The sequence below is a fragment of the Acidovorax sp. GBBC 1281 genome (assembly GCF_028473645.1).
Classification (GTDB): Bacteria; Pseudomonadota; Gammaproteobacteria; order Burkholderiales; family Burkholderiaceae_C; genus Paracidovorax.
In genome coordinates this window covers 3,966,853-3,992,880 of sequence record NZ_CP097269.1, presented here as the reverse complement: position 1 = coordinate 3,992,880, position 26,028 = coordinate 3,966,853, and the positions used below count along the sequence as shown (strand labels likewise).

Annotated in this window: 28 protein-coding genes; 19 read left to right on the top strand and 9 right to left on the bottom strand. The window is 66.7% G+C overall.

Features of this window, described 5'->3' with window-relative positions; translation table 11 throughout:
* Positions 1–34 precede the first annotated feature (34 nt).
* Together M5C96_RS18660 and M5C96_RS18655 are read left to right on the top strand one after the other, a co-directional pair.
* Positions 35–1,357, top strand: coding sequence for an RsmB/NOP family class I SAM-dependent RNA methyltransferase (locus M5C96_RS18660; RefSeq protein WP_272564629.1), 1,323 nt, complete (start codon positions 35–37; stop codon positions 1,355–1,357).
* A gap of 138 nt (positions 1,358–1,495) precedes the next feature.
* Positions 1,496–2,719, top strand: a complete 1,224-nt coding sequence (locus M5C96_RS18655) for a DesA family fatty acid desaturase (protein WP_272564628.1) — start codon at positions 1,496–1,498, stop codon at positions 2,717–2,719.
* Positions 2,720–2,783: 64 nt separating this feature from the next.
* Here M5C96_RS18655 and M5C96_RS18650 read toward each other — a convergent pair whose 3' ends face one another.
* Positions 2,784–3,200: a hypothetical protein gene (locus M5C96_RS18650; RefSeq protein WP_272564627.1), complete on the bottom strand. Its 417-nt coding sequence runs from the start codon at positions 3,198–3,200 to the stop codon at positions 2,784–2,786.
* A 221-nt stretch (positions 3,201–3,421) separates the two neighbouring features.
* On the opposite strand from M5C96_RS18650, the gene M5C96_RS18645 reads away from it, so the two are divergent.
* Positions 3,422–4,927, top strand: coding sequence for an aminotransferase-like domain-containing protein (locus M5C96_RS18645; RefSeq protein WP_272564626.1), 1,506 nt, complete (start codon positions 3,422–3,424; stop codon positions 4,925–4,927).
* A gap of 123 nt (positions 4,928–5,050) precedes the next feature.
* Here M5C96_RS18645 and rpmG read toward each other — a convergent pair whose 3' ends face one another.
* The 3 genes from rpmG to trxB all read right to left on the bottom strand — a co-directional run bounded on the left by rpmG (position 5,051) and on the right by trxB (position 6,620).
* On the bottom strand, positions 5,051–5,221 hold the full coding sequence (gene rpmG / locus M5C96_RS18640) for a 50S ribosomal protein L33 (RefSeq protein WP_008904999.1): 171 nt from the start codon (positions 5,219–5,221) through the stop codon (positions 5,051–5,053).
* 11 nt (positions 5,222–5,232) lie between these two features.
* Positions 5,233–5,466 (bottom strand): 50S ribosomal protein L28, encoded by a 234-nt coding sequence (gene rpmB / locus M5C96_RS18635; RefSeq protein ID WP_087496789.1) that lies wholly within the window; start codon positions 5,464–5,466, stop codon positions 5,233–5,235.
* Between the two features lie 194 nt (positions 5,467–5,660).
* Positions 5,661–6,620, bottom strand: a complete 960-nt coding sequence (trxB, locus tag M5C96_RS18630; protein ID WP_272564625.1) for a thioredoxin-disulfide reductase — start codon at positions 6,618–6,620, stop codon at positions 5,661–5,663.
* 225 nt (positions 6,621–6,845) lie between these two features.
* Between trxB and M5C96_RS18625 the strand changes: the two genes are divergently transcribed.
* Both M5C96_RS18625 and lolA read left to right on the top strand, forming a co-directional pair.
* Positions 6,846–9,188: a DNA translocase FtsK gene (locus tag M5C96_RS18625; protein ID WP_272564624.1), complete on the top strand. Its 2,343-nt coding sequence runs from the start codon at positions 6,846–6,848 to the stop codon at positions 9,186–9,188.
* Between the two features lie 49 nt (positions 9,189–9,237).
* The gene (lolA, locus tag M5C96_RS18620; protein ID WP_272564623.1) at positions 9,238–9,870 is read left to right on the top strand and encodes an outer membrane lipoprotein chaperone LolA; all 633 of its coding nucleotides are present in this window, start codon (positions 9,238–9,240) and stop codon (positions 9,868–9,870) included.
* A 110-nt stretch (positions 9,871–9,980) separates the two neighbouring features.
* Here lolA and M5C96_RS18615 read toward each other — a convergent pair whose 3' ends face one another.
* Positions 9,981–10,337 carry a DUF1304 domain-containing protein gene (locus tag M5C96_RS18615; protein WP_272564622.1) on the bottom strand — a complete coding sequence of 119 codons (357 nt, stop codon included), beginning with the start codon at positions 10,335–10,337 and terminating at the stop codon, positions 9,981–9,983.
* Positions 10,338–10,588: 251 nt separating this feature from the next.
* Here M5C96_RS18615 and M5C96_RS18610 point away from each other — a divergent pair, with 251 nt between their 5' ends.
* From M5C96_RS18610 to M5C96_RS18590, 5 genes are all read left to right on the top strand, one after another.
* Entirely contained in the window at positions 10,589–11,893 is a 1,305-nt protein-coding gene (locus M5C96_RS18610; protein WP_272569777.1) for a replication-associated recombination protein A, read from the top strand.
* A 372-nt stretch (positions 11,894–12,265) separates the two neighbouring features.
* A complete protein-coding gene (locus M5C96_RS18605; protein WP_272564621.1) occupies positions 12,266–13,195 on the top strand; it encodes a branched-chain amino acid ABC transporter permease in 930 nt (309 codons plus the stop codon).
* A gap of 13 nt (positions 13,196–13,208) precedes the next feature.
* Positions 13,209–14,288 (top strand): ABC transporter permease subunit, encoded by a 1,080-nt coding sequence (locus M5C96_RS18600; RefSeq protein ID WP_272564620.1) that lies wholly within the window; start codon positions 13,209–13,211, stop codon positions 14,286–14,288.
* Positions 14,289–14,307: 19 nt separating this feature from the next.
* Positions 14,308–15,090, top strand: a complete 783-nt coding sequence (locus M5C96_RS18595; RefSeq protein WP_272564619.1) for an ABC transporter ATP-binding protein — start codon at positions 14,308–14,310, stop codon at positions 15,088–15,090.
* Positions 15,091–15,092: 2 nt separating this feature from the next.
* The gene (locus M5C96_RS18590) at positions 15,093–15,821 is read left to right on the top strand and encodes an ABC transporter ATP-binding protein (RefSeq protein ID WP_272564618.1); all 729 of its coding nucleotides are present in this window, start codon (positions 15,093–15,095) and stop codon (positions 15,819–15,821) included.
* Between the two features lie 128 nt (positions 15,822–15,949).
* Here the strand turns inward: M5C96_RS18590 and M5C96_RS18585 are convergent, their stop codons facing one another.
* Entirely contained in the window at positions 15,950–16,549 is a 600-nt protein-coding gene (locus tag M5C96_RS18585) for an outer membrane beta-barrel protein (protein WP_272564617.1), read from the bottom strand.
* 291 nt (positions 16,550–16,840) lie between these two features.
* Here M5C96_RS18585 and M5C96_RS18580 point away from each other — a divergent pair, with 291 nt between their 5' ends.
* Both M5C96_RS18580 and M5C96_RS18575 read left to right on the top strand, forming a co-directional pair.
* On the top strand, positions 16,841–17,488 hold the full coding sequence (locus M5C96_RS18580) for a DUF47 domain-containing protein (protein ID WP_092740846.1): 648 nt from the start codon (positions 16,841–16,843) through the stop codon (positions 17,486–17,488).
* Between the two features lie 36 nt (positions 17,489–17,524).
* Positions 17,525–18,535 carry an inorganic phosphate transporter gene (locus M5C96_RS18575; RefSeq protein WP_272564616.1) on the top strand — a complete coding sequence of 337 codons (1,011 nt, stop codon included), beginning with the start codon at positions 17,525–17,527 and terminating at the stop codon, positions 18,533–18,535.
* Positions 18,536–18,623: 88 nt separating this feature from the next.
* Here the strand turns inward: M5C96_RS18575 and M5C96_RS18570 are convergent, their stop codons facing one another.
* Both M5C96_RS18570 and M5C96_RS18565 read right to left on the bottom strand, forming a co-directional pair.
* The gene (locus M5C96_RS18570) at positions 18,624–19,070 is read right to left on the bottom strand and encodes a hypothetical protein (RefSeq protein ID WP_272564615.1); all 447 of its coding nucleotides are present in this window, start codon (positions 19,068–19,070) and stop codon (positions 18,624–18,626) included.
* Positions 19,071–19,077: 7 nt separating this feature from the next.
* The gene (locus M5C96_RS18565) at positions 19,078–19,596 is read right to left on the bottom strand and encodes a GNAT family N-acetyltransferase (RefSeq protein WP_272564614.1); all 519 of its coding nucleotides are present in this window, start codon (positions 19,594–19,596) and stop codon (positions 19,078–19,080) included.
* 124 nt (positions 19,597–19,720) lie between these two features.
* On the opposite strand from M5C96_RS18565, the gene rpsP reads away from it, so the two are divergent.
* The 7 genes from rpsP to M5C96_RS18530 all read left to right on the top strand — a co-directional run bounded on the left by rpsP (position 19,721) and on the right by M5C96_RS18530 (position 25,022).
* Positions 19,721–19,972: a 30S ribosomal protein S16 gene (gene rpsP, locus M5C96_RS18560; RefSeq protein WP_272564613.1), complete on the top strand. Its 252-nt coding sequence runs from the start codon at positions 19,721–19,723 to the stop codon at positions 19,970–19,972.
* 86 nt (positions 19,973–20,058) lie between these two features.
* The gene (gene rimM / locus M5C96_RS18555; protein ID WP_272564612.1) at positions 20,059–20,631 is read left to right on the top strand and encodes a ribosome maturation factor RimM; all 573 of its coding nucleotides are present in this window, start codon (positions 20,059–20,061) and stop codon (positions 20,629–20,631) included.
* A 69-nt stretch (positions 20,632–20,700) separates the two neighbouring features.
* Positions 20,701–21,468 (top strand): tRNA (guanosine(37)-N1)-methyltransferase TrmD, encoded by a 768-nt coding sequence (trmD, locus tag M5C96_RS18550; protein ID WP_272564611.1) that lies wholly within the window; start codon positions 20,701–20,703, stop codon positions 21,466–21,468.
* A 112-nt stretch (positions 21,469–21,580) separates the two neighbouring features.
* Complete coding sequence (gene rplS, locus M5C96_RS18545) at positions 21,581–21,967, top strand: 50S ribosomal protein L19 (RefSeq protein WP_272548681.1); 387 nt, start codon at positions 21,581–21,583, stop codon at positions 21,965–21,967.
* Between the two features lie 122 nt (positions 21,968–22,089).
* The gene (locus tag M5C96_RS18540; RefSeq protein ID WP_272564610.1) at positions 22,090–22,788 is read left to right on the top strand and encodes a CoA pyrophosphatase; all 699 of its coding nucleotides are present in this window, start codon (positions 22,090–22,092) and stop codon (positions 22,786–22,788) included.
* 66 nt (positions 22,789–22,854) lie between these two features.
* Positions 22,855–23,832: a CobD/CbiB family protein gene (locus tag M5C96_RS18535; RefSeq protein ID WP_272564608.1), complete on the top strand. Its 978-nt coding sequence runs from the start codon at positions 22,855–22,857 to the stop codon at positions 23,830–23,832.
* A 104-nt stretch (positions 23,833–23,936) separates the two neighbouring features.
* Entirely contained in the window at positions 23,937–25,022 is a 1,086-nt protein-coding gene (locus M5C96_RS18530) for a hypothetical protein (RefSeq protein ID WP_272564607.1), read from the top strand.
* Between the two features lie 19 nt (positions 25,023–25,041).
* Here M5C96_RS18530 and rsgA read toward each other — a convergent pair whose 3' ends face one another.
* The gene (gene rsgA / locus M5C96_RS18525) at positions 25,042–26,016 is read right to left on the bottom strand and encodes a ribosome small subunit-dependent GTPase A (RefSeq protein WP_272564606.1); all 975 of its coding nucleotides are present in this window, start codon (positions 26,014–26,016) and stop codon (positions 25,042–25,044) included.
* Positions 26,017–26,028 lie beyond the last annotated feature (12 nt).

Sequence of the window (26,028 nt, the reverse complement as noted above, 5' to 3'; positions counted from 1 at the left end):
CGGGCCGGGGCGGCGCCAGTGGGACAATCGGGCGATGCACCCCAAAGCCCTTCTGGACGCCTGCGCTGAACTCGTCAGGCTGACCTTGACCCTCGAACACCCCGCCGACGCGGTGGTGTCCCGTTTTTTCCGTGACAACCGCTCCCTCGGCCCGCGCGAGCGCGCCACCCTCGCCGAGACCGCCTACACGGTGCTGCGCAAGAAGCTGCTGTTCGAGCAGCTCGCCCGTTCGGGCAGTGGTCCCAAGGAACGGCGCCTGGCCATCCTCGGCTTCGCGCACAGCCAGGACGAGCAGGCCCGCCGCACAGGCAGCGGCAACGCCTCCGGCGCGCGCGACTTCCTGCGCGGCGCCCTGAACGATCAGGAAAAGAACTGGCTCGACCAGTGCGATGCCGTGCCGGCGGACGACCTCATGGACCGCCACCGCCACAACCTGCCCGAGTGGCTGGTGGCGCCGCTCAAGAGCCAACTGGGCGATGGCTTCTGGCCCCTGGTGGACAGCCTCTCGCAGAGCGCGCCGCTCGATCTGCGCGTGAACGCGCTGCAGGAAAAGCGGGCCGATGTGCAGAAGGAACTGGCCAAGGCCGGCATTCCGGCGCAGGCCACCCCGTACTCCCCCTGGGGCCTGCGCGTGGACGGCAAGCCCGCGCTCACCAAGCTCGATGCCTTCACGCGCGGCGCCGTCGAGGTGCAGGACGAAGGCTCGCAGTTGCTCGCGCTGCTGCTCGATGCCAAGCGCGGCGAGATGGTGGTCGACTTTTGCGCGGGCGCCGGCGGCAAGACGCTGGCCATCGGCGCGGCCATGCGCAACACCGGGCGCCTCTATGCCTTCGACGTGTCTGCCCACCGGCTCGACGCACTCAAGCCCCGGCTGGCCCGCAGTGGCCTGTCGAACGTGCACCCCGCTGCCATCGCGCACGAGCGCGACGACCGCATCAAGCGCCTGGCCGGCAAGATCGACCGCGTGCTGGTGGATGCGCCGTGCTCCGGCCTGGGCACGCTGCGCCGCAACCCCGACCTGAAGTGGCGCCAGAGCCCCCAGGCGGTGCAGGAACTGGTGGCCAAGCAAACGGCCATCCTCGCGAGTGCCGCGCGCCTGCTCAAGCCGGGTGGCCGGCTGGTGTACGCCACCTGCAGCGTGCTGCCCGAGGAGAACGAGGCCATCGCCGAGGCTTTCGGTGCCGCGCACCCCGACTTCGTGCCGGCCGATGCGGGCGAACTGCTCACCCAGCTCAAGGTCGAGCAGGCCAGTGCGCTGTGCAGCGGAACGGAATCGGGCACTGGTTATCTGCGCCTTTGGCCCCATCTGCACCAGACCGACGGTTTTTTTGCCGCCGTGTGGACGCGCAAGCCCTGAAAGCCGCGCCGCGCACCCCCGCAAGACACCGGCGGTGTTGCGGGTATGCGCGGCTTCGTGCCTGCATCGCCCCCTAAAATCATTCAGTTGCCCCCGAAAGGGGGCGGCATTCACTTTGTTCGCTAGCGAAGGCTCCCTATGCTGTTACCCGACTGGGCTGTTCTGAACGCTGCCATCGACTGGCTGGGCTCCGGCCTGTGGAACCTGTCGTGGTGGCAGGTGGTGCTGTACACGCTGTTCACCACGCACATCACCATCGCGGCGGTGACCATCTTTCTGCACCGCGCGCAGGCCCATCGTTCGGTGGAGTTGGGCGCGGTGCCCTCGCACTTCTTCCGCTTCTGGCTGTGGCTGGGCACCGGCATGGTGACCCGCGAGTGGGTGGCCATCCACCGCAAGCACCACGCCAAGTGCGAGACCGAGGAAGACCCCCACAGCCCGCAGACCCGCGGCCTGGACACCGTGATGTGGCGCGGCGCCGAGCTGTACCGCGCCGAGGCGAACAATGCCGAGACGGTGCGCAAGTTCGGCCACGGCACGCCCGACGACTGGGTGGAGCGCAACGTGTACAGCCGGTTCGCCTGGCAGGGCGTGGGCCTCATGCTTATCATCAACCTGGTGCTGTTCGGCGGCCTGGGCGCTACGGTGTGGGCCGTGCAGATGCTGTGGATTCCCTTCTGGGCGGCCGGCGTGGTCAACGGCATCGGGCATTTCTGGGGCTACCGCAACTTCGAGGCGCAGGACGCCAGCACCAACCTCGTGCCCTGGGGCGTGGTGATCGGCGGCGAAGAGCTGCACAACAACCACCACACCTATCCGACCGCGGCCAAGTTCTCGGTCAAGCCCTATGAATTCGACATCGGCTGGATGTACATCTCCCTGATGCGCGCCGTCGGCTGGGCCACGGTCAAGAAGGTGCCGCCCAAGCTGCGCCTGGGCGCCGTCAAGCCGGTGGCCGACGAGCACACGCTGGAGGCGCTCATCGCCAACCGCTACGAAGTGATGGCCGGCTACGCCCGTGGCGTGCGCCAGGCCTGCCGCGAGGAGCTGGCGGCGCTCAAGGCCCGCAAGGCCCGCAAGGCCGATGTTTCCGTGCTGCGCGCCGCCCGCCGCTGGGCCCACCGCGATGCCGAGAAGGTGCCCGCCCGCGCCAAGCCGCACCTGGCCCAGGCCCGCGCCGCCCATCCAGTGCTCGACAAGATGATGACCATGCGCGAAGAGCTGCGCCAGCTGTGGCTGAACACCTCGCAGTCGCGCGAGCAGCTCACGGCCGACCTGCAGGCCTGGTGCCACCGCGCCGAGGAAAGCGGCGTGGCGGCCCTGCGCGAGTTTTCGCTGCGGCTGCGCGCGGCGCAGGTCTGACCCTCACGGACTGCCGGGTCGGCAACGCTTCGGCGTCCCGGGGCCGACCCGTGTCGGCTGCCGCTCAGTGCGCTGCGCCGACCTCGCCGGACGCCCGCGCTCCGCTGGCCGCGGCAGCGTGCCACCGGGCCTTCATCCATCCCCAGGCCTGCGCCAGGGCGCCGGGCTGCGGCACCGCTTCGATCAATACGGCGCGCACCGGCCGGCGGCCCAGGTTTCCCAGGCGGACCCAGGCGGTGGGCGCACCGCCGTCCTGGGTGAGCGCTTGCCCGGCCACCAGCGTCTGCTGGCCCACATGCAGCACCTGCCCGCAGACCAGCGGGCCGAAGCCCAGGGCGATGTCGCCTTCCAGCGCCCGGAGCGTGCTGGCCGGGGGCAGGCAGGCCAGCACATGCTGTCCTGGCGCGATGTCCAGAACAAGGCGCAGGGCAGAGGTGGCGGCGGTGGTGGCAGTGGCGGTCGGGCGGGGGGCTTGCGTCATGGCGGACTCCTTCGGATGAGGGCTCCAGCGTAAGAAAAGCCGGCCTTTTGGGGCAGGTACAAGCGCCACCTGCGGCAGGTAGAACAGCCGCGATCGCCAGGGGGCTGTTATGGTTCGCCATGTTCCATCCTGTATCTGTTCCGGTGTACCGTGCCTGGGCATGATGGGATTCCCGCTTGCCGCGCGCGGGGCCTGGCGCGCGGGTTCTTCCGATGCCTGCCATGTCCCGCTCTGCCGATCCCCGAGAGACCACCCCCCTGTACCGCCAACTGGCGGCCCTGTATGAGCAGGCGATCGCCGCCGGCAGTTTGCAGCCGGGCATGCGCATGCCGTCGGTGCGAGAGCTGTGCCAACGCCACCAGGTGAGCCTGACGACCGCGCTGCAGGTGCTGCGGCACCTCGAATCCCAGGGCAGCGTGGAGGCCCGCGAGCGCGTGGGCTACTTCGTGCGCGAGCCCGGCGGCATGGCGCTGCCCGGCGCGCGCGAGCCCGAGTTGCTGGAGCCGCTGCCGGACGACCCGAGCGTGTTCGCCGGCATCAACGAGCGCATCTCCATGTTCCTGGAAAAGGCGCGCCGCGCCGGCCCGGTGCCGCTGGACCTGGGCAGCGCCATGCCGGCGCCCAGCCTGTTCGATGCCCGTGCGCTGAACCGGCTGGCGCAAAGCCTGCTGCGCGAGCAGCCCGACATCCTCGTCTATGGGCCCTCGGCGCCCACCACCCACGTGGAGTTCCAGCAGGCGATGGCCCGCCATGCGCTGACGTTCGGGGTGTGCCTGGCGCCCTCCGACATCGGTGCCACCCATGGCAATTCGGAGGCGGTCACGCTGGCGCTGGATGCCATCGCCGAGCCGGGCGACGTGATCGCGGTGGAGTCGCCGACGTTCTTCGGCATCCTGCAGGCCATCCAGGTGCGCGGCCTGAAGGCGCTGGAGATTCCCTGCAGCCCGCACACCGGCATTTCGCTGGAGGCGCTGGAACTGGCGGCGCGCAACGAGCCGCGCTTGAAGGGCGTGGTGGTGGTGCCCCACCTGCAGATGCCCCAGGGCAGCGTGATGCCCGATGTGCACAAGGAGCGCCTGGTGGCGCTGTGCGTGGAATACGGGCTGGCGCTCGTCGAGGACGACATCTACCGCGAGTTCGTCGAGTCGCCCCGCGCGCTGCGGCCGGCCAAGGCCTGGGACAAGGTGGGCGATGCCGGGCAGGTGATCTATTGCGCCTCGCTCAGCAAGAGCTTCGCGCCCGGCCTGCGCCAGGGCTGGATGAGCGCCGGGCGCTGGCAGGCCCGGGTGCAGATGCTCAAGTTCGCCCGCACGCGCAACATGCAGACCTGGTCCCAGTTGCTGGCCGCGCGCAGCGTGGACTCGCCGGCCTACGAGCGGCACATGCGCCGCATGCGCACCCAGTTGCGTGTGCAGCGGGAGCATGCGGCGCGCGCGGTGGCACGGTACTTTCCGGTCGGAACGCGCCTGAGCCTGCCGCCGGGCGGGATCAGCCTGTGGCTGGAACTGCCTCCCGACATTTCCACCACGCGCCTGTATGACCAGGCCCTGCAGTGCGGCATCCGCATCGCGCCGGGCCCGATGTTCTCCAACACCGGGCGCTACGAGAACTTCCTGCGCCTGAGCTGCGGCATGCCGTTCACGCCCGAGGTGGAGGAGGCCTACCGCACGCTGGGCACGCTCATGGCCCAGCAGCGCGCCGAGCCGGCCCTGCGCCGCGCGGCCTGAGGCGCCCGCCGCCGGGGGCGGCACCGATGGGGAGCACGCCGGCCGGTGATCATGAATGGCGCAAGCGGGCATAAAAAAACCGCCCGGGGTGCCGGGCGGTTTTTGAAGGGGCCTGAGGCTGAATTACTTCAGCTTCATTTCCTTGTATTCGACGTGCTTGCGAGCTTTTGGATCAAATTTCATGATCAGCATCTTCTCGGGCATCGTCTTCTTGTTCTTGGTGGTGGTGTAGAAGTGGCCGGTACCCGCAGTGGATTCCAGCTTGATCTTGTCGCGTCCGCCTTTGCTTGCCATGGTGCTTCTCCTTAAGCTTGGCCACGTGCGCGCAGGTCTGCGAGCACGGAGTCAATACCGTTCTTGTCGATCAAACGCAGGCCGGCGTTGGAGATGCGCAGGCGCACCCAGCGGTTTTCGCTCTCGACCCAGAAACGGCGGTATTGCAGGTTCGGCAGGAACCGGCGCTTGGTTTTGTTGTTGGCGTGGGAAACATTGTTCCCGACCATCGGGCCCTTGCCCGTGACTTCACATACGCGTGCCATGAGGACACTCCAATGTTTTCAACGGCCTTCGAGCGGGTGCCCTGCGGATCCGCCAGCGAAGAACGCTTTGGATCGCAAGGCCTGCCGTCGGCCTCACCTCGCCAGTTCAGGGTGGCGGTAACCCGATTGCCGTGTCCAGGATGGCGCAAAGCCCGCCCAATTTCAGCAAAGCCGCGGATTATAGCCCGCTTTGTTCAGATGACGCCATCCTGCTCGAGAAAGCGCTGCGCATCGAGCGCGGCCATGCAGCCCGTGCCCGCGCTGGTGATGGCCTGGCGGTACACATGGTCCTGCACATCGCCTGCGGCGAAGATGCCCGGCACGCTGGTCTGCGTGGCGAAGCCCTTGAGGCCGCCCTGCGTGACGATGTAGCCGTTCTCCATGGTCAACTGGCCTTCGAAGATGGCGGTGTTGGGCGAGTGGCCGATGGCGATGAAGCAGCCCTGCAGCGCGATGTCCTCGGTGCGGCCGTCCACCGTGCTCTTGACGCGGATGCCCGTCACGCCGCCGTCGTTGCCCAGCACCTCGTCCAGCGTGTGAAAGAGCTTGAGCTCGATCTTGCCGGCCGCCACCTTCTCGTTGAGCTTGTCCACCAGGATGGGCTCGGCCTTGAACCGGTCGCGGCGGTGCACCAGCGTGACCTTGCGCGCGATGTTGGACAGGTACAGCGCCTCTTCCACGGCGGTGTTGCCGCCGCCGACCACGCACACGTCCTGCTCGCGGTAGAAGAAGCCGTCGCAGGTGGCGCAGCCCGACACGCCGCGGCCCATGAAGGCCTCCTCGGACGGCAGGCCCAGGTACTTGGCCGAGGCGCCGGTCGCCAGGATGAGCGCGTCGCAGGTGTAGGTGCCGCTGTCGCCCTTGAGCGTGAACGGCCGCTGGCTGAAGTCCACCTGGTTGATGTGATCGAACACGATCTGCGTCTTGAAGCGCTCGGCATGCTCCAGGAAGCGCTGCATCAGGTCGGGGCCCTGCACGCCGTGCACGTCCGCCGGCCAGTTGTCCACTTCCGTCGTGGTCATCAGCTGGCCGCCCTGGGCGATGCCCGTGATGAGCACGGGGCTCAGGTTGGCGCGTGCTGCGTACACGGCGGCGGTGTAGCCGGCGGGGCCGGAGCCGAGGATCAGGACTTTGGCGTGTTGCGTGTTGGACATGGAAGGAAGGTAAATGTTTGTATGCGCCCGCGGCCGGGCTGGATGGGCAGATGGGACCGCAGCCGCGGAGTATCAACCCGCCGCCACGGGCGGCAGGCGCCGCTTTTTCAATCGCGCCCATTGTAAGAAGCGATGAAAAGCCGGGCGCTCCACCGGGGCGCTCGGCGCCGCGGCCGGTGGAAAAACCGCGCAATGCGCATGGGGTAAGCTTGGCCGCGCACGTTTATGACCTACTCCCTCAATACCCTCAATGCCTCCGCAGGCAAGTCGCCGCCCCGCAGCGGGGCCGCACGTTTCGGCCACGAGATCAGCCTGGTGCTCGGTCTCGTGGCCCTGGTTTTCTGGCTGCTGGCGTTGGCGACCTATTCGGGGCAGGACGCCGCCTGGTCCACCTCTGGCGTGGGCGACGGCCGGCTGATGGCCAACTGGGCCGGCCGCTTCGGTGCCTGGCTGGCCGACAGCAGCTATTTCGCGCTGGGCTTTTCGGTCTGGTGGTGCGTGGCCGCGGCGGTGCGGGCCTGGCTGTCTTCCCTGGCGCGCTGGATGCGGGGCGGCGAAGACGCCGGCGCCAATGCGCACAGCCCGATGGTGCGGCGCGCGATGTTCTGGGGCGGCCTCGTCGTGTTGATGGCGGCCAGCACCGGGCTGGAGTGGTCGCGCCTGTACCGGCTGGAGTCCCTGCTGCCCGGCCATGCGGGCGGTGCGATCGGCTACCTCACCGGGCCTGCGGGCGTGAAGTGGCTGGGGTTCACCGGTTCGGGCCTGGTGGGCGTGATCCTGGTGGTGCTGGGCGCGGCACTGGTGTTCCGCTTCTCGTGGGGCCACGTGGCCGAGCGGCTGGGCGGGCGCATCGATGCGCTGGTGCAACTCGGCCGCGCCAAGCGCGAGAAGGCCAAGGACGTGGCCGTGGGCAAGCGCGCTGCGCGCGAACGCGAAGAGGTGGTGCTGGAGGAACGCCACGAGGTCGAGCAGCACCATCCGCAGCCGGTGCAGATCATCGAGCCGGTGCTGTCCGACGTGCCCCAGAGCGCCCGCGTGGTGAAGGAGCGCCAAAAGCCCCTGTTCACCGACATGCCCGACAGCCGCCTGCCGCAGGTCGATCTGCTGGACGGCCCGCCTGCGCAGCGCCAGGAGACGGTCTCGCCCGAGACCCTGGAGATGACCAGCCGCCTCATCGAGAAGAAGCTCAAGGACTTCGGCGTGGAAGTGCGCGTGGTCGCAGCCATGCCGGGCCCGGTCATCACCCGCTACGAGATCGAGCCCGCCACCGGCGTGAAAGGCTCGCAGATCGTGGGCCTGGCCAAGGACCTGGCGCGCTCGCTGTCGCTGGTCTCCATCCGCGTGATCGAGACGATCCCGGGCAAGAATTTCATGGCGCTGGAGCTGCCCAACGCCAAGCGGCAGTCGATCCGGCTGTCCGAGATCCTCGGATCGCACGTCTACCATGAGGGCAAGAGCATGCTCACCATGGGCCTGGGCAAGGACATCGTGGGCAACCCCGTGGTGGCCGACCTGGCCAAGATGCCGCACGTGCTGGTGGCCGGCACCACCGGCTCGGGCAAGTCGGTGGGGATCAACGCCATGATCCTCTCGCTGCTCTACAAAGCCGAGGCGCGCGATGTGCGCCTGCTGATGATCGACCCCAAGATGCTGGAAATGTCGGTGTACGAAGGCATTCCGCACCTGCTGGCGCCCGTGGTCACCGACATGAAGCAGGCCGCCCACGGCCTGAACTGGTGCGTGGCCGAGATGGAGCGCCGCTACAAGCTCATGAGCAAGCTGGGCGTGCGCAACTTGGCCGGCTACAACGTGAAGATCGACGAGGCCAAGGCGCGCGAGGAATTCATCTACAACCCGTTCAGCCTCACGCCCGAAGAGCCCGAGCCACTGCAGCGCTTGCCGCACATCGTGGTGGTGATCGACGAGCTGGCCGACCTGATGATGGTGGTGGGCAAGAAGATCGAAGAGCTGATCGCCCGCCTGGCGCAAAAGGCGCGTGCGGCCGGCATCCACCTCATCCTGGCCACGCAGCGCCCCAGCGTGGACGTGATCACCGGGCTGATCAAGGCCAACATTCCGACGCGCATCGCCTTCCAGGTGAGCAGCAAGATCGACAGCCGCACCATCCTGGACCAGATGGGCGCCGAGGCCCTGCTGGGCATGGGCGACATGCTCTACATGGCCAGCGGCACCGGCCTGCCGGTGCGCGTGCACGGCGCCTTCGTGTCCGACGAAGAGGTGCACCGCGTGGTGAGCTACCTCAAGAGCCAGGGCGAGCCCGACTACATCGAGGGCGTGCTGGAGGGTGGCACGGTCGATGGCGACGACGGCCCGCTGGGCGAGGGGGACGGAGGCAGCGGCGAGAAGGACCCCATGTACGACCAGGCCGTGGAAGTGGTGCTTAAGGACCGCAAGGCCAGCATTTCGTATGTGCAGCGCAAGCTGCGCATCGGCTACAACCGCTCCGCCCGTCTGCTCGAAGACATGGAGAAGGCCGGCCTCGTGAGCGGCCTCACCACCAGCGGCCAGCGCGAAGTGCTGGTGCCTGCCCGCGGCGGCGGTGAATGAGCCGGCGGCCCTGGAAGAGCCGGCACCCGGCCTCAGATACCGAGAACCCATGAAAAAAATCATCCTCACCGCCCTGATCGCGGCCGCTGCCCAGTGCGCCAGCGCCGACGGCCTCAAAAGCCTCGAGTCCTTCATGAAGGGTGCGGCCGCCGGCCGTGCCGATTTCACGCAGACCGTCACTGCTCCCCCGAAGGACGGCGAGGCGGCGCGCACCAAGACGTCCAGCGGCACCTTCGAATTCCAGCGCCCCGGGCGTTTTCGCTTCACCTACCAAAAGCCCTTCGAGCAGACCATCGTGGCCGACGGCAAGACGCTGTGGCTCTACGACGCCGACCTGAACCAGGTCACCCAGCGCGCGCAGGCCCAGGCCCTGGGCACCACGCCGGCGGCGCTGCTGGCCTCGGCCCCCGACCTGCAGGCGCTGCGCGCCGACTTCGCTCTGGAGTCGCAGCCCGAGCAGGACGGACTGCAGTGGGTACTGGCCACGCCGAAGGCCAAGGACGGGCAGCTCAAGAGTGTGCGCGTGGGCTTCCAGGGCGAACGGCTCGCGGCGCTCGACATCCTGGACAGCTTCGGCCAGCGCTCGGCCATCCGCTTCACCAACGTGCAGTCGAGCGCCTCGCTGCCGGCCTCGACGTTCGACTTCAAGCCGCCAGCGGGCGCGGACGTGGTCAAGCAGTGACCGGCTAAAAGTCCTTTTGCTATCTTATTTGTAGCGTAATGCCCTAGTGTTGATTGCGCTGGCGGCCATTTTGATGCAGGGCCTGCACCCTGGCGCCGCAGCGCGCCGGATCAGGCCAGCAGCACGAGGGCCAGGCCCACGGCGGCCGGAATGGCCTGGATGAACAGGATCTTGCGGGACGCCGTGGCCGCGCCGAACACGCCGGCCACCAGCACGCACAGCAGGAAGAACACCTTCACGCCCAGGCCGGCGCCGCCCAGCCACAGGCCCCAGAACAGGCCCGCCGCGAGAAAGCCGTTGTACAGCCCCTGGTTGGCGGCCAGCACCTTGGTGGCGGCGGCCCGTTCGGCGCTCTGCCCGAAGGCGCGCAGGCCGGCGGGCTTGTCCCACAGGAACATCTCCAGCACCAGGATGTAGACGTGGAGCAGGGCGATCAGGGCGACGACGGCATTGGCAGCGATGGACATGGGGGTCTCCTCCTTGGGTTTTCGAATCGAAACGGGCGCCGCGGCATTGTGCGGGAAATTCCCGCACGCCCATGGGGACGACGCGCCCGAAGAGGGGACGGAGAATAATCGGGCGTCGCGGGGCCATGCCGCCTGCCTTGCCGAGCTTCCTCCCTCGTAACCCCGCGCCCGGCCCGCCGCCGGTGGCCCTTGGTCTTTTGCCCCCATCGCGTTCACTTCTTCACTGAGCCTACCCATTGACCCCCAAGCCCATGGCCGATCTCTTTTCCTCCGCCCCCACCGCGCCGCTCGCGGAGGCCCTGCGCCCGGCCAGCCTGGACGAGGTCATCGGCCAGTCGCACCTGATCGGTGCAGGCCGGCCGCTGCGGCTGGCGTTCGAGTCGGGCAAGCCGCATTCGATGATTCTCTGGGGCCCGCCCGGCGTGGGCAAGACCACGCTGGCGCGGCTCACGGCGAGCGCGTTCGGCTATGAGTTCATCGCCCTGTCGGCGGTGTTCTCTGGCGTGAAGGAAATCCGCGCCTCGATGGAGCAGGCCGAGCACAACCTGGCGCTGGGCAAGAAGACCATCCTGTTCGTGGACGAGATCCACCGCTTCAACAAGAGCCAGCAGGACGGCCTGCTGCCGTTCGTGGAGTCGGGCCTGGTGACCTTCGTGGGTGCGACCACCGAGAACCCTTCGTTCGAAGTCAATTCGGCGCTGCTCTCGCGTGCCCAGGTGTATGTGCTGCAGGTGCTCACCGACGACGAGCTGAAGCAACTCGTGCGCCGGGCGCAGGACAAGGTGCTCACCCACCTGCAGCTGGACGACGCGGCGGTGGACACGCTCGTGGGCTATGCCGACGGTGATGCGCGGCGCCTGCTCAACCTGGTCGAGCAGACCGACACCGCCGCGCGCGCCGCCGGGGTGCAGCAGGTGGACGCCGCTTTCCTGGAGAGCGCGCTCACCCTCAACGCGCGCCGCTTCGACAAGGGCGGCGACAACTTCTACGACCAGATCTCGGCGCTGCACAAATCCGTGCGCGGATCGCACCCCGACGCGGCGCTGTACTGGCTCAGCCGCATGCTGGATGGTGGAGCGGATGCGAAATACCTCGCGCGCCGCATCGTGCGCATGGCCTGGGAGGACATCGGGCTGGCTGATCCGCGCGCCATGCAGATCGCCAACGACGCGGCGCTCACCTACGAGCGCCTGGGCTCGCCCGAGGGCGAACTGGCGCTGGCCCAGGCCGTGATCTACCTGGCGGTGGCGCCCAAGAGCAACGCCGGCTACATGGCCTACAACCAGGCCAAGGCGTTCATCAAGAAGGACAAGTCGCGCGAGGTGCCCAACCACCTGCGCAACGCGCCCACCAAGCTGATGAAGGAACTGGGCCACGGCAAGGCCTACCGCTATGCCCACGACGAGCCCGGCGGCTACGCGGCGGGCGAGACCTACCTGCCCGAGGACATGCCCGAGCCCGGCTGGTACCAGCCGGTGCCCCGCGGGCTGGAGGCCAAGATCGCCGACAAGCTGGCCCAGTTGCGCCAGCTGGACCAGGACGCGGCCAAGGATTGAGGGCAAGGGGAGGGTACTGCGAGGCTGCGCGCCCCCGGTCCCTCGCCGGGCGGCGTCACCGCCCGGCCCACCGGCCGCCCCCTCGGCGGGGTGGTTTGCGGCTGCTGAACCGTATAAGCCACCGGGGCCAATCCCACGGCTGCATCACGCCGACTAATGGTGACGTCGCCCCGCTGATGGCGCGCGAGTCCAAGGGAAAACCCCGCCAAACGTGCTAAAGACGCACGGTTTCGACTGGCTACAATCCCGTCCACCAAACCCGCACAGCTTTGCTCCTGGCGGGTTTTTTGCTAGGTGGCATTGGGGGCTCACAAGGCACTGCCGATCTTGGCTTGCGAAGTGCGCGCGTTACAAACACGAAGGACTTTTTTTATGGACATCTTGCTGCAGCAGATCATCAACGGTCTGGTTCTCGGCAGCATGTACGCCTTGATAGCCTTGGGCTACACGATGGTGTACGGCATTATTCAGCTGATTAATTTTGCCCATGGGGAAGTGCTGATGATCGGCGCTCTCACCAGTTGGAGTTGCATTGGCCTGATGCAAGAGGCCATGCCCGGGGCTCCGGGCTGGATCATCCTTCTCCTGGCCACCCTGATCGCCTGCGTCGTCGCCGCGGCGCTGAACTTCGTCATCGAGAAGGTCGCCTACAAGCCGCTGCGCAGCAGTCCGCGCCTGGCGCCCCTGATCACCGCCATCGGGATGTCGATCCTGCTGCAGACGCTGGCCATGATCATCTGGAAGCCCAACTACAAGCCGTATCCCACCCTGCTGCCCACGACCCCGTTCCAGGTCGGCGGTGCGGTGATCACCTCCACCCAGGTGCTGATCCTGAGCGTGACGGTGGTCGCACTGGCTTCGCTGGTGTATCTGGTGAACTACACCAAGCTCGGCCGCGCCATGCGCGCCACCGCGGAAAACCCCCGCGTGGCCTCCCTGATGGGCGTGAAGCCCGACATGGTGATCTCGGCGACCTTCATCATCGGCGCCATCCTGGCGGCCATCGCCGGCATCATGTATGCCTCCAACTACGGCACCGCGCAGCACACCATGGGCTTTTTGCCGGGCCTCAAGGCCTTCACGGCCGCGGTGTTCGGCGGCATCGGCAACCTGGCCGGCGCGGTGGTGGGCGGCATCCTGCTGGGCCTGATCGAGGCCATCGGCTCGGGATACATCGGCACCCTGACAGGCGGCCTGCTGGGCAGCCACTACACCGACATCTTTGCATTCATCGTGCTCATCATCATCCTCACGCTGCGCCCCTCGGGCCTGCTGGGCGAGCGTGTGGCCGATCGCGCCTGAGGAACCCATTGTCATGAAGCAAAACAAAACCGCACAGTGGATCGTCGGCGGCATCGCGCTGCTGCTGCTTCCTTTCATGCTGCAGTACTTCGGCAACGCCTGGGTGCGCATCGCCGACCTGGCGCTGCTCTATGTGCTGCTGGCCCTGGGCCTGAACATCGTGGTGGGCTACGCCGGCCTGCTGGACCTGGGTTACGTGGCGTTCTACGCCGTCGGGGCCTACCTGTTCGCGCTGATGGCATCGCCCCACCTTTCGGAGACCTTCGCGTCGTTCGCGGCCATGTTCCCCAACGGGCTGCACACGTCGCTGTGGCTGGTCATACCGCTCGCGGCGCTGGTGGCCGCGATCTTCGGGGCGGTGCTCGGGGCGCCCACGCTCAAGCTGCGCGGGGACTACCTGGCCATCGTGACGCTGGGCTTCGGCGAGATCATCCGCATCTTCCTGAACAACCTGGACCACCCCGTCAATCTGACCAACGGCCCCAAGGGCATCGGGCAGATCGATTCGGTGAAGGTGTTCGGGCTCGACCTGGGCAAGCGCCTGGAGGTGTTCGGGTTCGACATCTCGTCGGTCACGCTGTATTACTACCTGTTTCTGGTGCTGGTGGTGCTGAGCGTCATCATCTGCTATCGCCTGCAGGACTCGCGCATCGGCCGCGCCTGGATGGCCATTCGCGAAGACGAGATCGCCGCCAAGGCGATGGGCATCAACACCCGCAACATGAAGCTGCTGGCCTTCGGCATGGGCGCTTCGTTCGGCGGCGTGTCCGGCGCCATGTTCGGTGCCTTCCAGGGCTTCGTGTCGCCCGAATCGTTCAGCCTGATGGAGTCGGTCATGATCGTCGCCATGGTGGTGCTGGGTGGCATCGGCCACATCCCCGGCGTGATCCTGGGGGCCGTGCTCCTGTCGGCCCTGCCGGAAGTGCTGCGCTACGTGGCCGGTCCGCTGCAGGCCATGACGGACGGCCGCCTCGACTCCGCCATCCTGCGCCAGCTGCTGATCGCGCTGGCCATGATCATCATCATGCTGCTGCGTCCCCGCGGCCTGTGGCCCGCGCCCGACCATGGCAAGAGCCTGACGCAAAAGACCTGAACAGCACTGAAAGTTAGAAATGGTAGAGAAATCCAACGATGTGGTGCTGAAGGTCGCCGGCATTTCCAAGCGCTTCGGCGGCTTGCAAGCCCTGTCCGACGTCGGCATCACCATTGAACGGGGTCAGGTCTACGGCCTGATCGGTCCCAACGGCGCCGGCAAGACCACGTTCTTCAACGTGATCACCGGTCTTTACACACCCGACAGCGGCAGCTTCGAGCTGGCAGGCAAGCCCTACCAGCCCACGGCCGTGCACGAAGTGGCCAAGGCGGGCATCGCCCGCACGTTCCAGAACATCCGCCTCTTCGCCGAAATGACGGCGCTGGAGAACGTGATGGTGGGGCGGCACATCCGCACCAAGTCAGGGCTGCTGGGCGCCGTGCTGCGCACCAAGGGCTTCAAGGAAGAAGAGGCCGCGATCGCCCGCCGGGCGCAGGAGCTGCTCGACTACGTGGGCATCGGCAAGTTCGCCGACTACAAGGCGCGCACCCTGAGCTACGGCGACCAGCGCCGCCTGGAGATCGCCCGCGCCCTGGCCACCGACCCGCAACTGATCGCGCTCGACGAGCCGGCCGCCGGCATGAACGCGACCGAGAAGGTGCAACTGCGCGAGCTGATCGACCGCATCCGCAACGACAACCGCACCATCTTGCTCATCGAGCACGACGTGAAGCTGGTGATGGGCCTGTGCGACCGCGTCACGGTGCTCGACTACGGCAAGCAGATCGCCGAAGGCACGCCTGTCACCGTGCAGAAGAACGAAAAAGTGATTGAGGCCTACCTGGGCACCGGAGGACATTGAGAATGGCCGAAAAATCCAACAACGTGTTGCTCAAGGTCTCGGGCCTGAAGGTGGCATACGGCGGTATCCAGGCCGTGAAGGGTGTGGACTTCGAGGTGCGCGAGGGAGAGCTGGTGTCGCTGATCGGCTCCAACGGCGCCGGCAAGACGACCACCATGAAGGCCATCACGGGCACGCTGCCGTTCGCCGATGGCGACATCGAGTACCTGGGCAAGAGCATCCGGGGGCAGGGCGCCTGGGACCTGGTGAAGAAGGGCCTCGTGATGGTGCCGGAAGGCCGGGGCGTGTTCGCGCGCATGACCATCACCGAGAACCTGCAGATGGGCGCCTACATTCGCAACGACAAGGCCGGCATCGCGGCCGACATCGAGAAGATGTTCACCATCTTCCCGCGCCTGCGCGAGCGCAAGGACCAACTGGCCGGCACCATGTCGGGTGGCGAACAGCAGATGCTGGCCATGGGCCGCGCGCTGATGAGCCAGCCCAAGGTGCTGCTGCTGGACGAGCCCTCCATGGGCCTGTCGCCCATCATGGTGGACAAGATCTTCGAGGTGGTGCGCGACGTGTACGCCCTGGGCGTGACCATCGTCCTGGTGGAGCAGAACGCCAGCCGCGCGCTGGCACTGGCCGACCGTGGCTACGTGATGGAGTCGGGCCTCATCACCATGACGGGCCCGGGCCAGCAGCTGCTGAGCGATCCGCGCGTGCGCGCCGCCTACCTGGGCGAGTGAGCCCGTCTCCCGTTGCCTCCACGCGCCGCAAACCGGCGCATGGATCGGGATGAAAGCGCGTGAAGCGCACGAAAAAAGGGCCCTGCGAAGGGCCCTTTTCGTTGGGGTACGCGTGCGTGCCCGCGCGCTCAGTATCGGTACTGCACGCCCACCGTGGTCATGTCCACATCGGACTTGCCGTCGGCGAAGTTCAGGCGGTGGCGCTCCCATTCGACCACGGCCGCCCACTGCGGGTTGAACGCCCAGCGCACGCCGGCGCCATACGACAGTCCGAAGCCGTTGTCGTCGCCGGTCGTCACGCCAAAGCCGGGGTTGCCCGAGGTCTTGGTGCGGCCGTAGGTGGTACCGACCTTGCCGAACACGTCGAACTGCTCGCTGAGCGGCAGGTGGCCGACCAGGCTGAGGTTCAGGCCCTGCGCCTTGGTCTCGCCGCCCACGCGGGTGGCATTGCCGAAGTTCAGGTAGCCGAACTCGATGCCGAAGTTCTGGTTGAAATAGCCGCCGGTGTAGATTTTCCAGGCGGTGTCGTTGTCGTCGAACGCGAAGCCGCCCGTGCCGCTGCGCAGATCGTATTTGGACTGGCCGCCGCTCAGGCCGACGTAGCCTTGCTGCGTGCTGGGAATGAACGAGTCGCGGTTGGAGGCGCGATTGGCCGTCTGCGCGTGGGCGGTGACGGCACCGAACGCAAGCGCGAGAACGCACGGAAGAACGCGAAGCGTGTGTTTCATGGGGAAATCCTTTGGCATGGCGATGTAAGAGGCGGTTGCGTCTGAGCGTCTGAAAGAGGGCGGATCAAAGACTGCCGATTCAATGTAAGCCGCGACTTGCCAGGGTCATGTGGGCAGCGCGGCGCGATGTTTGTAGGAGTTGCCTGACACGCCCGCCGCCGCCCGTCGGCACACGATAGGCCGGAGTGCATGCAAACGGCGCGGTTAAACTCGCGCCTTTCGCAAAAGTGTCATCGTCCTGTCACATCCGTGGCGACCGTGGGCGATGGGTCCGTCTGTTCAGGAGTCCGCATGTTTTTTGGAAAGCTGTTGCCCCGCGAGGGCAATTTTTTCGAGATGTTCAATCAGCATGCTGACCGCATCGTCGAGGCCGCCCGCGCGTTTTCGCAGTTGGTGGCCAACTACAACGATCCCCACCTGCGCGACAAGTACAACCAGGACGTGGACAACGCCGAGCGCGCCGCCGATCGCGTGACCCACGAGGTCAACCGCTCGCTGCACAAGACCTTCATCACCCCCATCGACCGCGAACAGATCCATTCGCTCATCAACACGATGGACGATGTGGCCGATCTGATCCAGGACTCGGCCGAAACCATGGCGCTGTACGACGTGCGCCACATGACCGAAGAGATCACCCGCCTGACCGACATCAGCCTCAAGTGCTGCGAACGCGTGCGCGACGCCGTCAAGCTGCTGGAGAAGATCGCCGATCCGGCCGTGGCCGAGGCCGCGCTCAAGACCTGCGAGGAAATCGACCGCCTGGAGGGCGATGCCGACCGCGTGATGCGCAGCGCCATGAGCAAACTGTTCCGCGAAGAGCCCGACGTGCGCGAGGTGCTCAAGCTCAAGGCGATCTACGAACTGCTCGAGACGATCACCGACAAGTGCGAAGACGTGGCGAACCACATCGAGGGCATCATCCTCGAGAACTCCTGATCCCGGCCTGCCAGAAGAAATACACGCTCTCTACGCATGGAAACCGTCCAAACCGCCCTGTGGGTCGTGATGCTGCTGGTGGCGCTGGCCATCCTGTTCGACTTCATGAACGGGTTTCACGACGCCGCCAACTCGATTGCCACCGTGGTCTCCACCGGGGTGCTCAAGCCGACGCAGGCCGTCCTCTTCGCCGCGTTCTTCAACGTCATCGCCATCTTCATCTTCCACCTGAGCGTGGCCGCCACCATCGGCAAGGGCATTGTGCAGCCCGGCGTGGTGGACACGCACGTGATCTTCGGGGCCCTGGTGGGCGCCATCACCTGGAACGTCATCACCTGGTACTACGGCATTCCGAGCAGCTCGTCGCATGCGCTGATCGGCGGCATCGTGGGCGCGGTCATCGCCAAGGCGGGCGCGGGGGCGCTGATCTCGGCCGGCATCCTGAAGACGGTGGCGTTCATCTTCGTCTCGCCGCTGCTCGGCTTTCTACTGGGCTCGCTGATGATGGTGGCGGTGGCGTGGATCTTCCGCCGCGCGCGTCCGAACAAGGTGGACAAGTGGTTCCGCCGGCTGCAGCTGCTGTCCGCGGGCGCATACAGCCTGGGCCATGGCGGCAACGATGCGCAAAAGACCATCGGCATCATCTGGCTGCTGCTGATCGCCACGGGCTACGCGTCGGCATCCGACGCCTCGCCGCCCACCTGGACCATCGTGTCGTGCTACCTGGCCATCGGGCTGGGCACCATGTTCGGCGGCTGGCGCATCGTCAAGACCATGGGCCAGAGAATCACCAAGCTCAAGCCCGTAGGCGGCTTTTGTGCCGAGACGGGTGGGGCGATGACGCTGTTCGTCGCCACGGCGCTGGGCATTCCGGTGTCCACCACCCACACCATCACGGGCGCCATCGTCGGCGTGGGCTCCACCCAGCGCGCCAGCGCCGTGCGCTGGGGCGTGGCGGGCAACATCGTCTGGGCGTGGATCCTGACGATTCCGGCCAGCGCGTTCGTGGCGGCCATCGCCTACTGGGTCAGTCTGCAGCTCTACTGATCGCGATCCAGGGGTGGTTTGCTATTGTTTTTATAGCTGCTGCCGCATGATTTTCTAGGGCGTCGGGCATGTTGGATGCCCAATGCCGTCACTGGGAGATCTTGCGGGCCTCTTCGATCTGGTATTCGAAGTAGCGCTGGAAGCTGAAGGCCAGGCTGGCCATCAGCACCGCGGTGCCCACCAGGAGCGACAGGGCGATGGCGAAGATCGTGAACCAGTGCGTGCGCCCCGGAGCGGCATCCGGTGCCGCGGCCGGGTTGAAGCGGGCGTTCCATTTCTCGGGCGTCATCAGTCCGTAGAGGATGGCGCGCAGCGCGCAGCCCGCGATGGTGAAGCCCAGCAGCGGGATGAGCAGCCAGCTGGCGTGGTCGTCCTGCCCCATCGCTTGCACGCGCTGGATGCCGTAGATGCCCAGCGCCGTGGGAATGGGCAGGAGCCAGCCCAGCATGTCCGACAGGCCGTGCAGATAGAAGCGGTGCAGCCCCAGGGGCCCACCGACGAAGGCCAGCCACGCGGCGACGGTCTTGTTCTTCATGAGGGGTTCATTCCGGCGACGTGGTGTCGCCCGCGCCCAGGGTCTTTTCCATCAGCACGATGTCGCGCCAGGCGCCGAACTTCCAGCCCACCGAGCGCATCACGCCGATCTCGGTGAAGCCGGCAGCGCGGTGTACCCCGATGGAGCCGGCATTGGCGGAATCGCCGATCACCGCGAGCAGCTTGCGAACCCCCGCCGCCGCCTGCTGCGCCAGCACATCGAGCAGCTTGCGGCCCAACCCCATGCCCCGGGCGGTGTCGGCGACATAGATGGAGTCTTCCGCCGAGAAGCGGTAGGCTGGGCGGGGCTTGAACCAGTTGGCGTAGGCGAAGCCGAGAACCTGGCCATCCTTTTCCGCCACGATGTAGGGCAGGCCCCGGGCCAGCACGTCGGCGCGGCGGGCGGCCATGTCGGTTTCGGTCGGTGGGTCCACCTCGAAGGTGCCGGTGCCGTGCAGGACGTGGTGTTGGTAAATGGCGGTGATGGCAGCGATATCTTCGCTGCGGCTGTCGCGGATGGTAGGCATGTGGGGTGAAGTGGCTATAATCGCGGGCTTTGCAGCGTGTCGCTGGCCGGGTGGCCATGTCGCGTGTCTCAAACGCAGCAAAAAACCATGCAGCTTTACGCTGCGACCACCCGAAGGATTCATTATGGTCGTTATTCGACTCTCCCGCGGCGGCTCCAAAGGTCGTCCGTTTTTCAACATCGTCGTGGCCGACAAGCGTGTGCGCCGCGATGGCCGATTCATCGAGCGCCTGGGTTTCTACAACCCCACGGCCAAGGAAAGCGAAGAAGGCCTGCGCATTGCGCAAGACCGTCTGACCTACTGGAAGAGCGTCGGCGCCCAGTCGTCGCCCACCGTGGACCGTCTGATCAAGCAGGCCGCCAAGAAGGCTGCCTGATCCGCGTCCTCCGGACAAAAGGCGGGTTCCGTTGGTTTTTCTGACGGGCCCCGCCTTTTTTCATTTCCGAAACCCCGTTGCACACCATGCCCAATCTGCCCGTTCTTGAGTCTGCCGAATTGCCGTCCGATGCGGTGGAGATCGGCCGCATTGCCGATGCCTGGGGTGTGAAGGGCTGGTTCAAGGTGCTGCCTTACAGCGCCGATCCGGAAGCGCTGTTTTCCTCCAAGCGCTGGTTTCTGCAGCCCAGCGAAAAGGGCGCCAAGAGCTTTTTCGAAGGCACGGTGGTGCTGGCGGTGAAGCAGGCGCGAGAACATTCCGATACGGTGGTCGCCACCGCCCAGGGCGTGGATGATCGCGATGCGGCCGAGGCGCTGCGCGGCGCGCGCATCTTCGTGCCCCGCTCGAGCTTTCCGACCGCCGCCGAGGACGAGTACTACTGGGTCGACCTGATCGGCCTGGCGGTCGTCAACCGCGAGGGCGTGGATCTCGGCACGGTGCGCGAGCTGCTCTCCACCGGCCCGCAGACCACGCTGGTGCTGGCTTACGAACACGAGGGCAAGGCGCAGGAGCGCATGATTCCCTTCGTCTCGGCCTTCGTCGACAAGGTGGAGCTGGCCGAGCGCCGCATCACAGTCGATTGGCAACCCGACTACTGATGGATCGACCGACCGATTGAAGGACGGGCCGCGTCGCCATTCCTTCGGCGGCCCTGGCCCTCTCTGCCCATGCGTTTCGACGTCATCACCCTGTTTCCCGAGCTGTTCGCGCCGTTTCTGGCCAGCGGGGTGACGCGGCGCGCGTATGCGTCGGGCCAGGTCGAGGTGCGGCTGTGGAACCCGCGCGATCACGCCGAAGGCAACTACCGCCGGGTGGACGATCGGCCCTTCGGGGGCGGCCCCGGCATGGTGATGATGGCCGAGCCCTTGTCGCGGTGCCTGGCGGCCATTCGGGCCGACCGGGCCGAGGCGGCCGTGCAGACGGCCCCGGTGGTGCTGTTCTCGCCGATCGGGCAGGTGCTCGATCACGCGGGCGTGACCCGCTGGTCCGGCAGCGCCGGCGCCATTTTGCTGTGCGGGCGGTATGAGGGCATCGACCAGCGCTTTATCGACGCGCATGTGCAGATGCAGCTCAGCCTGGGCGATTTCGTTCTGTCGGGCGGCGAGATCCCGGCCATGGCCCTGCTGGACGCTGTGGCACGCCTGCAGCCGGGCGTGCTGAACGATGAGGGCAGCCACCAGTTCGACAGCTTCAACGAAGCGCTCGACGGCTTGCTCGACTGCCCCCACTACACCCGGCCCGAAGAGTGGGAGGGCCTGCGGGTTCCTGCGCCGCTGCTCTCCGGCCACCATGTGCAGATCAAGCGCTGGCGCCGGGATCAGCGCCTGTCGATCACTGCGCAGCACCGTCCCGAGCTCATCGACGCGGCGCGCGCGCGGGGGCTTTTGGGTAAGGCGGACGAGGCCGTTTTGGCAAAGAACGGCAACTTGCTATAATCGAGGGCTTTTCGATCCTCTGGCCGGCCGCTTTCGCCTTTGCTGCGAAAGCACCCCACGTCAATCCCGACGCTTGCCAATCTTGGCGCGGACATGATCGTTGGATGCAAACATGAATCTGATCCAGACTCTCGAGCAGGAAGAAATCGCCCGCTTGAACAAGACCATTCCCGAATTCGCCCCTGGCGACACGGTCATCGTGAGCGTGAACGTGGTGGAAGGTACCCGCAAGCGCGTGCAGGCCTACGAAGGCGTGGTGATTGCCAAGCGCAATCGCGGCCTGAACAGCGGCTTCACGGTGCGCAAGATCTCCAGCGGCGAAGGCGTGGAGCGCACGTTCCAGACGTACAGCCCCCTGATCGCCAATATCGAAGTCAAGCGCCGTGGCGACGTGCGCCGTGCCAAGCTGTACTACCTGCGTGAACGCAGCGGCAAGTCGGCACGTATCAAGGAAAAGCTGCCTTCGCGTGTCAAGGCCGCGCCGGTCGCAGCCGCATAAGGCGCCTTGCGCACTGCCCCGAAGCCGCTACAGCGCAAGCCGTAGCGGCTTTTTCTTTGGCCGCTTGGCTGACCAGGCCCACTCCAATGACGCCGCCAGATTCTTCGCCTCCTTCACCTTCCATGCCTTCGGTGATCGCTCCGCTGTCTTCGCTGCCACAGTTCGATCCGCGCCGCGTGCCCGTGCTGGGGGTGGACGCCCATCTCCCCCGCGTGCCTGCTGCGGTGCAAACGGCGCAAGCGCTGCGGCTGCGCTTCGCCTCGGCGCCGGCGTGGGTGCCAGAGGTCGTGCATGAGCGTGCCTTCACCGACCGGCCGCTGCGCCATGCCGCCGTGCTGATCCCGATCGTGATGCGCGAACGCGCGACGGTGCTTCTCACCGAGCGCACCGTGCACCTGTCCACGCACTCCGGCCAGGTGGCCTTTCCCGGCGGGAGCGCCGACCCGGAAGATGCCAACCCTGCCGCCACGGCGCTGCGCGAGGCCTGGGAGGAGGTCGGCCTGGAGGGGCGGTATGTGGAGGTGCTGGGGGAACTGGCCACGTACAGGACGGGCACCGGGTTCAGCATCACCCCGGTGGTCGCTCTGGTGGAGCCCGATTGCACGCTGAATCCCAATGCCTACGAAGTGGCGGACGTGTTTGAGGTCCCGCTGGACTACCTGCTAGATCCGTCGCACCACCGGCGCCATGCGTTCGAATGGGAAGGGGTCACCCGCGAATGGTTTTCCATGCCCTATGAGGATGCCGCCGGCAAGACGCACTTCATCTGGGGCGCGACGGCGGGCATGCTGCGCAATTTCTACCGGTTCATGCTCGCCTGACATCGGGCGATCTTTCCGGTGGCGACGACGGCTGGGCACCGAACCGGGCCGCTATCATTGCCCACCATGAGTTTCTTTGCCATCCTGTTCGCGTTGCTGATCGAGCAGGCACGCCCGCTGGCGCGCAGCAACCCCATCCATGCGGGCGTTCGCGCCTGGGCGCTGTCGATCAGCCGCAACTTCGATGCGGGCAAGGCCCACCACGGATGGGTGGCATGGGCGCTCGCCGTGCTGGTGCCTTCGCTCGCGGTGCTGGCGGTGCACTGGCTGCTGTTCTACGGCGTGGGCTGGCCGGCGGCGGTGGTCTGGAATGTCGCGGTGCTTTATGTCACCCTCGGGTTCCGGCAGTTCAGCCACCATTTCACCAACATCCGCGATGCGCTGGAAGAGCGTGACGAAGACAGCGCGCGGGCCCGGCTCGCGGCCTGGCAGCAGGTGGATGTGGGCCAACTTCCCCGCAGCGAGATCGTGCGGCACGTGGTCGAGTATTCCGTCATCGCCGCGCACCGCCACGTGTTCGGCGTGCTCGCCTGCTTTTCGGTGCTGGCCGCGTTGGGGCTGGGGCCCACCGGTGCGGTGCTTTACCGGCTGGCTGAATTCGTCTCGCGCTACTGGAAGGCCGGCAGCCCGCATCCTGCCAGCGCATCGTTGCAGCGTGCCTCGGCGCGGTCCTGGACTGTGATCGACTGGTTGCCTGCCCGCCTGACGGCCCTCAGCTTCGCCGTGGTGGGCAGCTTCGAAGAGGCCATCGATGGCTGGCGCTTCCATGCGCAGCGCTTTCCCAACGACAACGATGGCGTCGTGCTGGCGGCCACGTCCGGCGCCATCAACGTGCGCCTGGGCGGTGAGGCTTTGCGGGCGCGGGTGGACCCGCTCTCGCCCGCCGGCTTCGATGGTGACATCGAGGCCACAAGCAGCGACGTCACGCCGGGGCGGGAGCCCGAAGTGGGGCATTTGCGCAGCGTGGTCGGCCTGGTCTGGCGCTCGGTGGTGGTATGGATGCTGCTGCTCGCCCTGCTGACCCTGGCCCGGTTGCTGGGCTGAGCCGGGCTTCTTTTTGAAGTTTCGCGGCGAAGTCGCTCCGCCTTTGACGCGGCCTTGTTCGTTACCGATGCCCTGCCCCCGAGCAGGTGCCACCAGGACTGTCCATGAACCGATCTGAATCCCCCTCCCGCGAGCCTTCCACGCAGGAGATGTCCGCCGCCGCGGACCGCTTCTGGGCTGCGGTCCTGGGCGAACGGGCCGATTTGCAGGGCCTGGAGTCCGTTCCGTTCATGGAGCGCCTCAATGCCCTGCTGGAGCCTTGCGTTCGCGGGGTCACGGTGGAGGTGGCCGGCGCGGGCAAGGAGGGGCCCGTGGAAGGCCAGGCCCGGCTGGTTTTCACGGCCCACGGGAGTGCCGAGCGGTTTGCCGATGTGCAAGCGTTGACCGCACAGGCACCGGCGCAGTTGCCATGGCGGGTGGAGGCCTTCCGCCAGCGGATGCCCGGTGGCTTCGGCATGCGCATGGACGGATTCGATCTGGCCACCCATGAGCTGCTGGTGCGCGTGGGCCAGATCGATGGACGCATCGCATTGGCGCTGTCGTTTTCCAAGCCCGTGCCCATGGACCTGCAGGACCATGCCCGCCACATGGCGTTCATCTTGCTCGACCACATGCTGGGCGAGTACGATTTTTCGGTGAAGGTCGGGGTGGTGGAATTCGACACCGATGGGCTCAGCGACGACGCGGGCTTCGAGGACTGGGAGCCCGCGTCGCTCGATGACAGCGTTTCGCGCATCGACACCTTCTGGCGTGAGACCCTGGGCCGCTCGGCGGTCTATCCGCCCGAGCCGGTGCGCTGGGCCGCGCTGGAGGGGCGCGATGCCCAGGGCGATCCCATCATGGTGCAGGTCAATCTGAGCGCCAACGCCTTGGTGTCCCGCGCGGATTTCGGCTGGCGCGTGCAGGCCAGCCTGCCGGCGCAGGACAAGTCCGCGCTGCAGCAGGCGCAGGATTTCGAGGACGCCTGGGTCAATGCGGCCACCATGTACCAGCAAGGCATCTGCAGCCACATCGTGCTGCGCGGTGGCACCCGCACGGTGCATTGCTACGTGACCAGCGCCGACCACGCCCTGGAGGCCGCGCGGCGCGCTGCCGAAGCGGTGCCGGGCATGGCCCCCCCCGTGCTGGAGGCCGAGCACGAGCCGGCCTGGAGCGACTATCTGGGGTGGTACGTAGAGTGCCGGGACTGAGCGCCGCCGTTCCGTCCCATCACCAATGCCGGTGCTCGCTCAGCTCGGCAAACAGATTGCTATAAATCTGATAGCGATTCGCGCTGATGGAATCTGCGCCGGTGCGTGATTCGCCTTGCAATCCGTCCACCTGCGCCATGACCGCGCAGCCGGGCTCGTGTAGGTGCGTGCAGTTGTAGAACTTGCATCCCTGGGCATGCAGGCCGATGTCGGGCATGTAGCGCGCCAGATCGGCCGGTCCGATGTGGTGCAGGCCGAATTCCTGGAAGCCGGGCGAGTCGATCAGGGCGGTGCGGCGTTCGGCGTCCACCCAGTACCAGGTCGTGGTGGTGGTGGTGTGCTTGCCGGAATTGAGCGCTTGGGAGATCTCGCCCGTGAGCGCCGTGGCGCCCGGCACCAGCAGGTTGATGAGCGTGCTCTTGCCCGAGCCCGACGGGCCGAGCACCAGCGTGGTCTTGCCCGACAGGCGCTCCATCAGTGCGGCCTTGTCCACCTCGCCCGATTCGGACAGCGACAGCGGCATCACGCCATAGTGGTGGCCGTCCGCCGCGCTACCGCCCATGTGGCGGTAGGGCAGCAGCCGCTCCCACGCGCGGGCGAAAGGCTCGACCAGGTCGCTTTTGTTCAACGCGATGATCGGCGTGATGCGCTCGGCTTCCGCTGCGATCAGCGCACGGGCCAGCTGGCTTTCCGAGAACACGGGTTCGGCGGCGATCAGGATCAGCACCTGGTCCAGGTTGGCGGCAAAGGATTTGGTGCGGATTTCGTCCTGCCGGTAGAACAGGTTGCGGCGCTCCTTGACCTTCTCGATGGTGCCTTCGTCTCCCTGGCCGGCTGGCGCGGCCTGCCAAAGGACGTGATCGCCCACCACGGCCTGGCTCTTTTTCCCGCGGGGATGGCAAATGCGGCGCTGGCCGTCGGGCGACTCGACCAGGCAATGGCGGCCGTGGCTGGCCACCACGATGCCGTCGAAAAGGGCGCTGCGCTCAGCCATGGCGGGGAAGGG

Bases quoted from the DNA above. Each gene is read 5' to 3' on its own strand.
- M5C96_RS18660 (WP_272564629.1), top strand. From the start codon at position 35: ATGCACCCCAAAGCCCTTCTGGACGCCTGCGCTGAACTCGTCAGGCTG.
- M5C96_RS18655 (WP_272564628.1), top strand. From the start codon at position 1,496: ATGCTGTTACCCGACTGGGCTGTTCTGAACGCTGCCATCGACTGGCTG.
- M5C96_RS18650 (WP_272564627.1), bottom strand. From the start codon at position 3,200: ATGACGCAAGCCCCCCGCCCGACCGCCACTGCCACCACCGCCGCCACC.
- M5C96_RS18645 (WP_272564626.1), top strand. From the start codon at position 3,422: ATGTCCCGCTCTGCCGATCCCCGAGAGACCACCCCCCTGTACCGCCAA.
- rpmG (WP_008904999.1), bottom strand. From the start codon at position 5,221: ATGGCAAGCAAAGGCGGACGCGACAAGATCAAGCTGGAATCCACTGCG.
- rpmB (WP_087496789.1), bottom strand. From the start codon at position 5,466: ATGGCACGCGTATGTGAAGTCACGGGCAAGGGCCCGATGGTCGGGAAC.
- trxB (WP_272564625.1), bottom strand. From the start codon at position 6,620: ATGTCCAACACGCAACACGCCAAAGTCCTGATCCTCGGCTCCGGCCCC.
- M5C96_RS18625 (WP_272564624.1), top strand. From the start codon at position 6,846: ATGACCTACTCCCTCAATACCCTCAATGCCTCCGCAGGCAAGTCGCCG.
- lolA (WP_272564623.1), top strand. From the start codon at position 9,238: ATGAAAAAAATCATCCTCACCGCCCTGATCGCGGCCGCTGCCCAGTGC.
- M5C96_RS18615 (WP_272564622.1), bottom strand. From the start codon at position 10,337: ATGTCCATCGCTGCCAATGCCGTCGTCGCCCTGATCGCCCTGCTCCAC.
- M5C96_RS18610 (WP_272569777.1), top strand. From the start codon at position 10,589: ATGGCCGATCTCTTTTCCTCCGCCCCCACCGCGCCGCTCGCGGAGGCC.
- M5C96_RS18605 (WP_272564621.1), top strand. From the start codon at position 12,266: ATGGACATCTTGCTGCAGCAGATCATCAACGGTCTGGTTCTCGGCAGC.
- M5C96_RS18600 (WP_272564620.1), top strand. From the start codon at position 13,209: ATGAAGCAAAACAAAACCGCACAGTGGATCGTCGGCGGCATCGCGCTG.
- M5C96_RS18595 (WP_272564619.1), top strand. From the start codon at position 14,308: ATGGTAGAGAAATCCAACGATGTGGTGCTGAAGGTCGCCGGCATTTCC.
- M5C96_RS18590 (WP_272564618.1), top strand. From the start codon at position 15,093: ATGGCCGAAAAATCCAACAACGTGTTGCTCAAGGTCTCGGGCCTGAAG.
- M5C96_RS18585 (WP_272564617.1), bottom strand. From the start codon at position 16,549: ATGAAACACACGCTTCGCGTTCTTCCGTGCGTTCTCGCGCTTGCGTTC.
- M5C96_RS18580 (WP_092740846.1), top strand. From the start codon at position 16,841: ATGTTTTTTGGAAAGCTGTTGCCCCGCGAGGGCAATTTTTTCGAGATG.
- M5C96_RS18575 (WP_272564616.1), top strand. From the start codon at position 17,525: ATGGAAACCGTCCAAACCGCCCTGTGGGTCGTGATGCTGCTGGTGGCG.
- M5C96_RS18570 (WP_272564615.1), bottom strand. From the start codon at position 19,070: ATGAAGAACAAGACCGTCGCCGCGTGGCTGGCCTTCGTCGGTGGGCCC.
- M5C96_RS18565 (WP_272564614.1), bottom strand. From the start codon at position 19,596: ATGCCTACCATCCGCGACAGCCGCAGCGAAGATATCGCTGCCATCACC.
- rpsP (WP_272564613.1), top strand. From the start codon at position 19,721: ATGGTCGTTATTCGACTCTCCCGCGGCGGCTCCAAAGGTCGTCCGTTT.
- rimM (WP_272564612.1), top strand. From the start codon at position 20,059: ATGCCCAATCTGCCCGTTCTTGAGTCTGCCGAATTGCCGTCCGATGCG.
- trmD (WP_272564611.1), top strand. From the start codon at position 20,701: ATGCGTTTCGACGTCATCACCCTGTTTCCCGAGCTGTTCGCGCCGTTT.
- rplS (WP_272548681.1), top strand. From the start codon at position 21,581: ATGAATCTGATCCAGACTCTCGAGCAGGAAGAAATCGCCCGCTTGAAC.
- M5C96_RS18540 (WP_272564610.1), top strand. From the start codon at position 22,090: ATGCCTTCGGTGATCGCTCCGCTGTCTTCGCTGCCACAGTTCGATCCG.
- M5C96_RS18535 (WP_272564608.1), top strand. From the start codon at position 22,855: ATGAGTTTCTTTGCCATCCTGTTCGCGTTGCTGATCGAGCAGGCACGC.
- M5C96_RS18530 (WP_272564607.1), top strand. From the start codon at position 23,937: ATGAACCGATCTGAATCCCCCTCCCGCGAGCCTTCCACGCAGGAGATG.
- rsgA (WP_272564606.1), bottom strand. From the start codon at position 26,016: ATGGCTGAGCGCAGCGCCCTTTTCGACGGCATCGTGGTGGCCAGCCAC.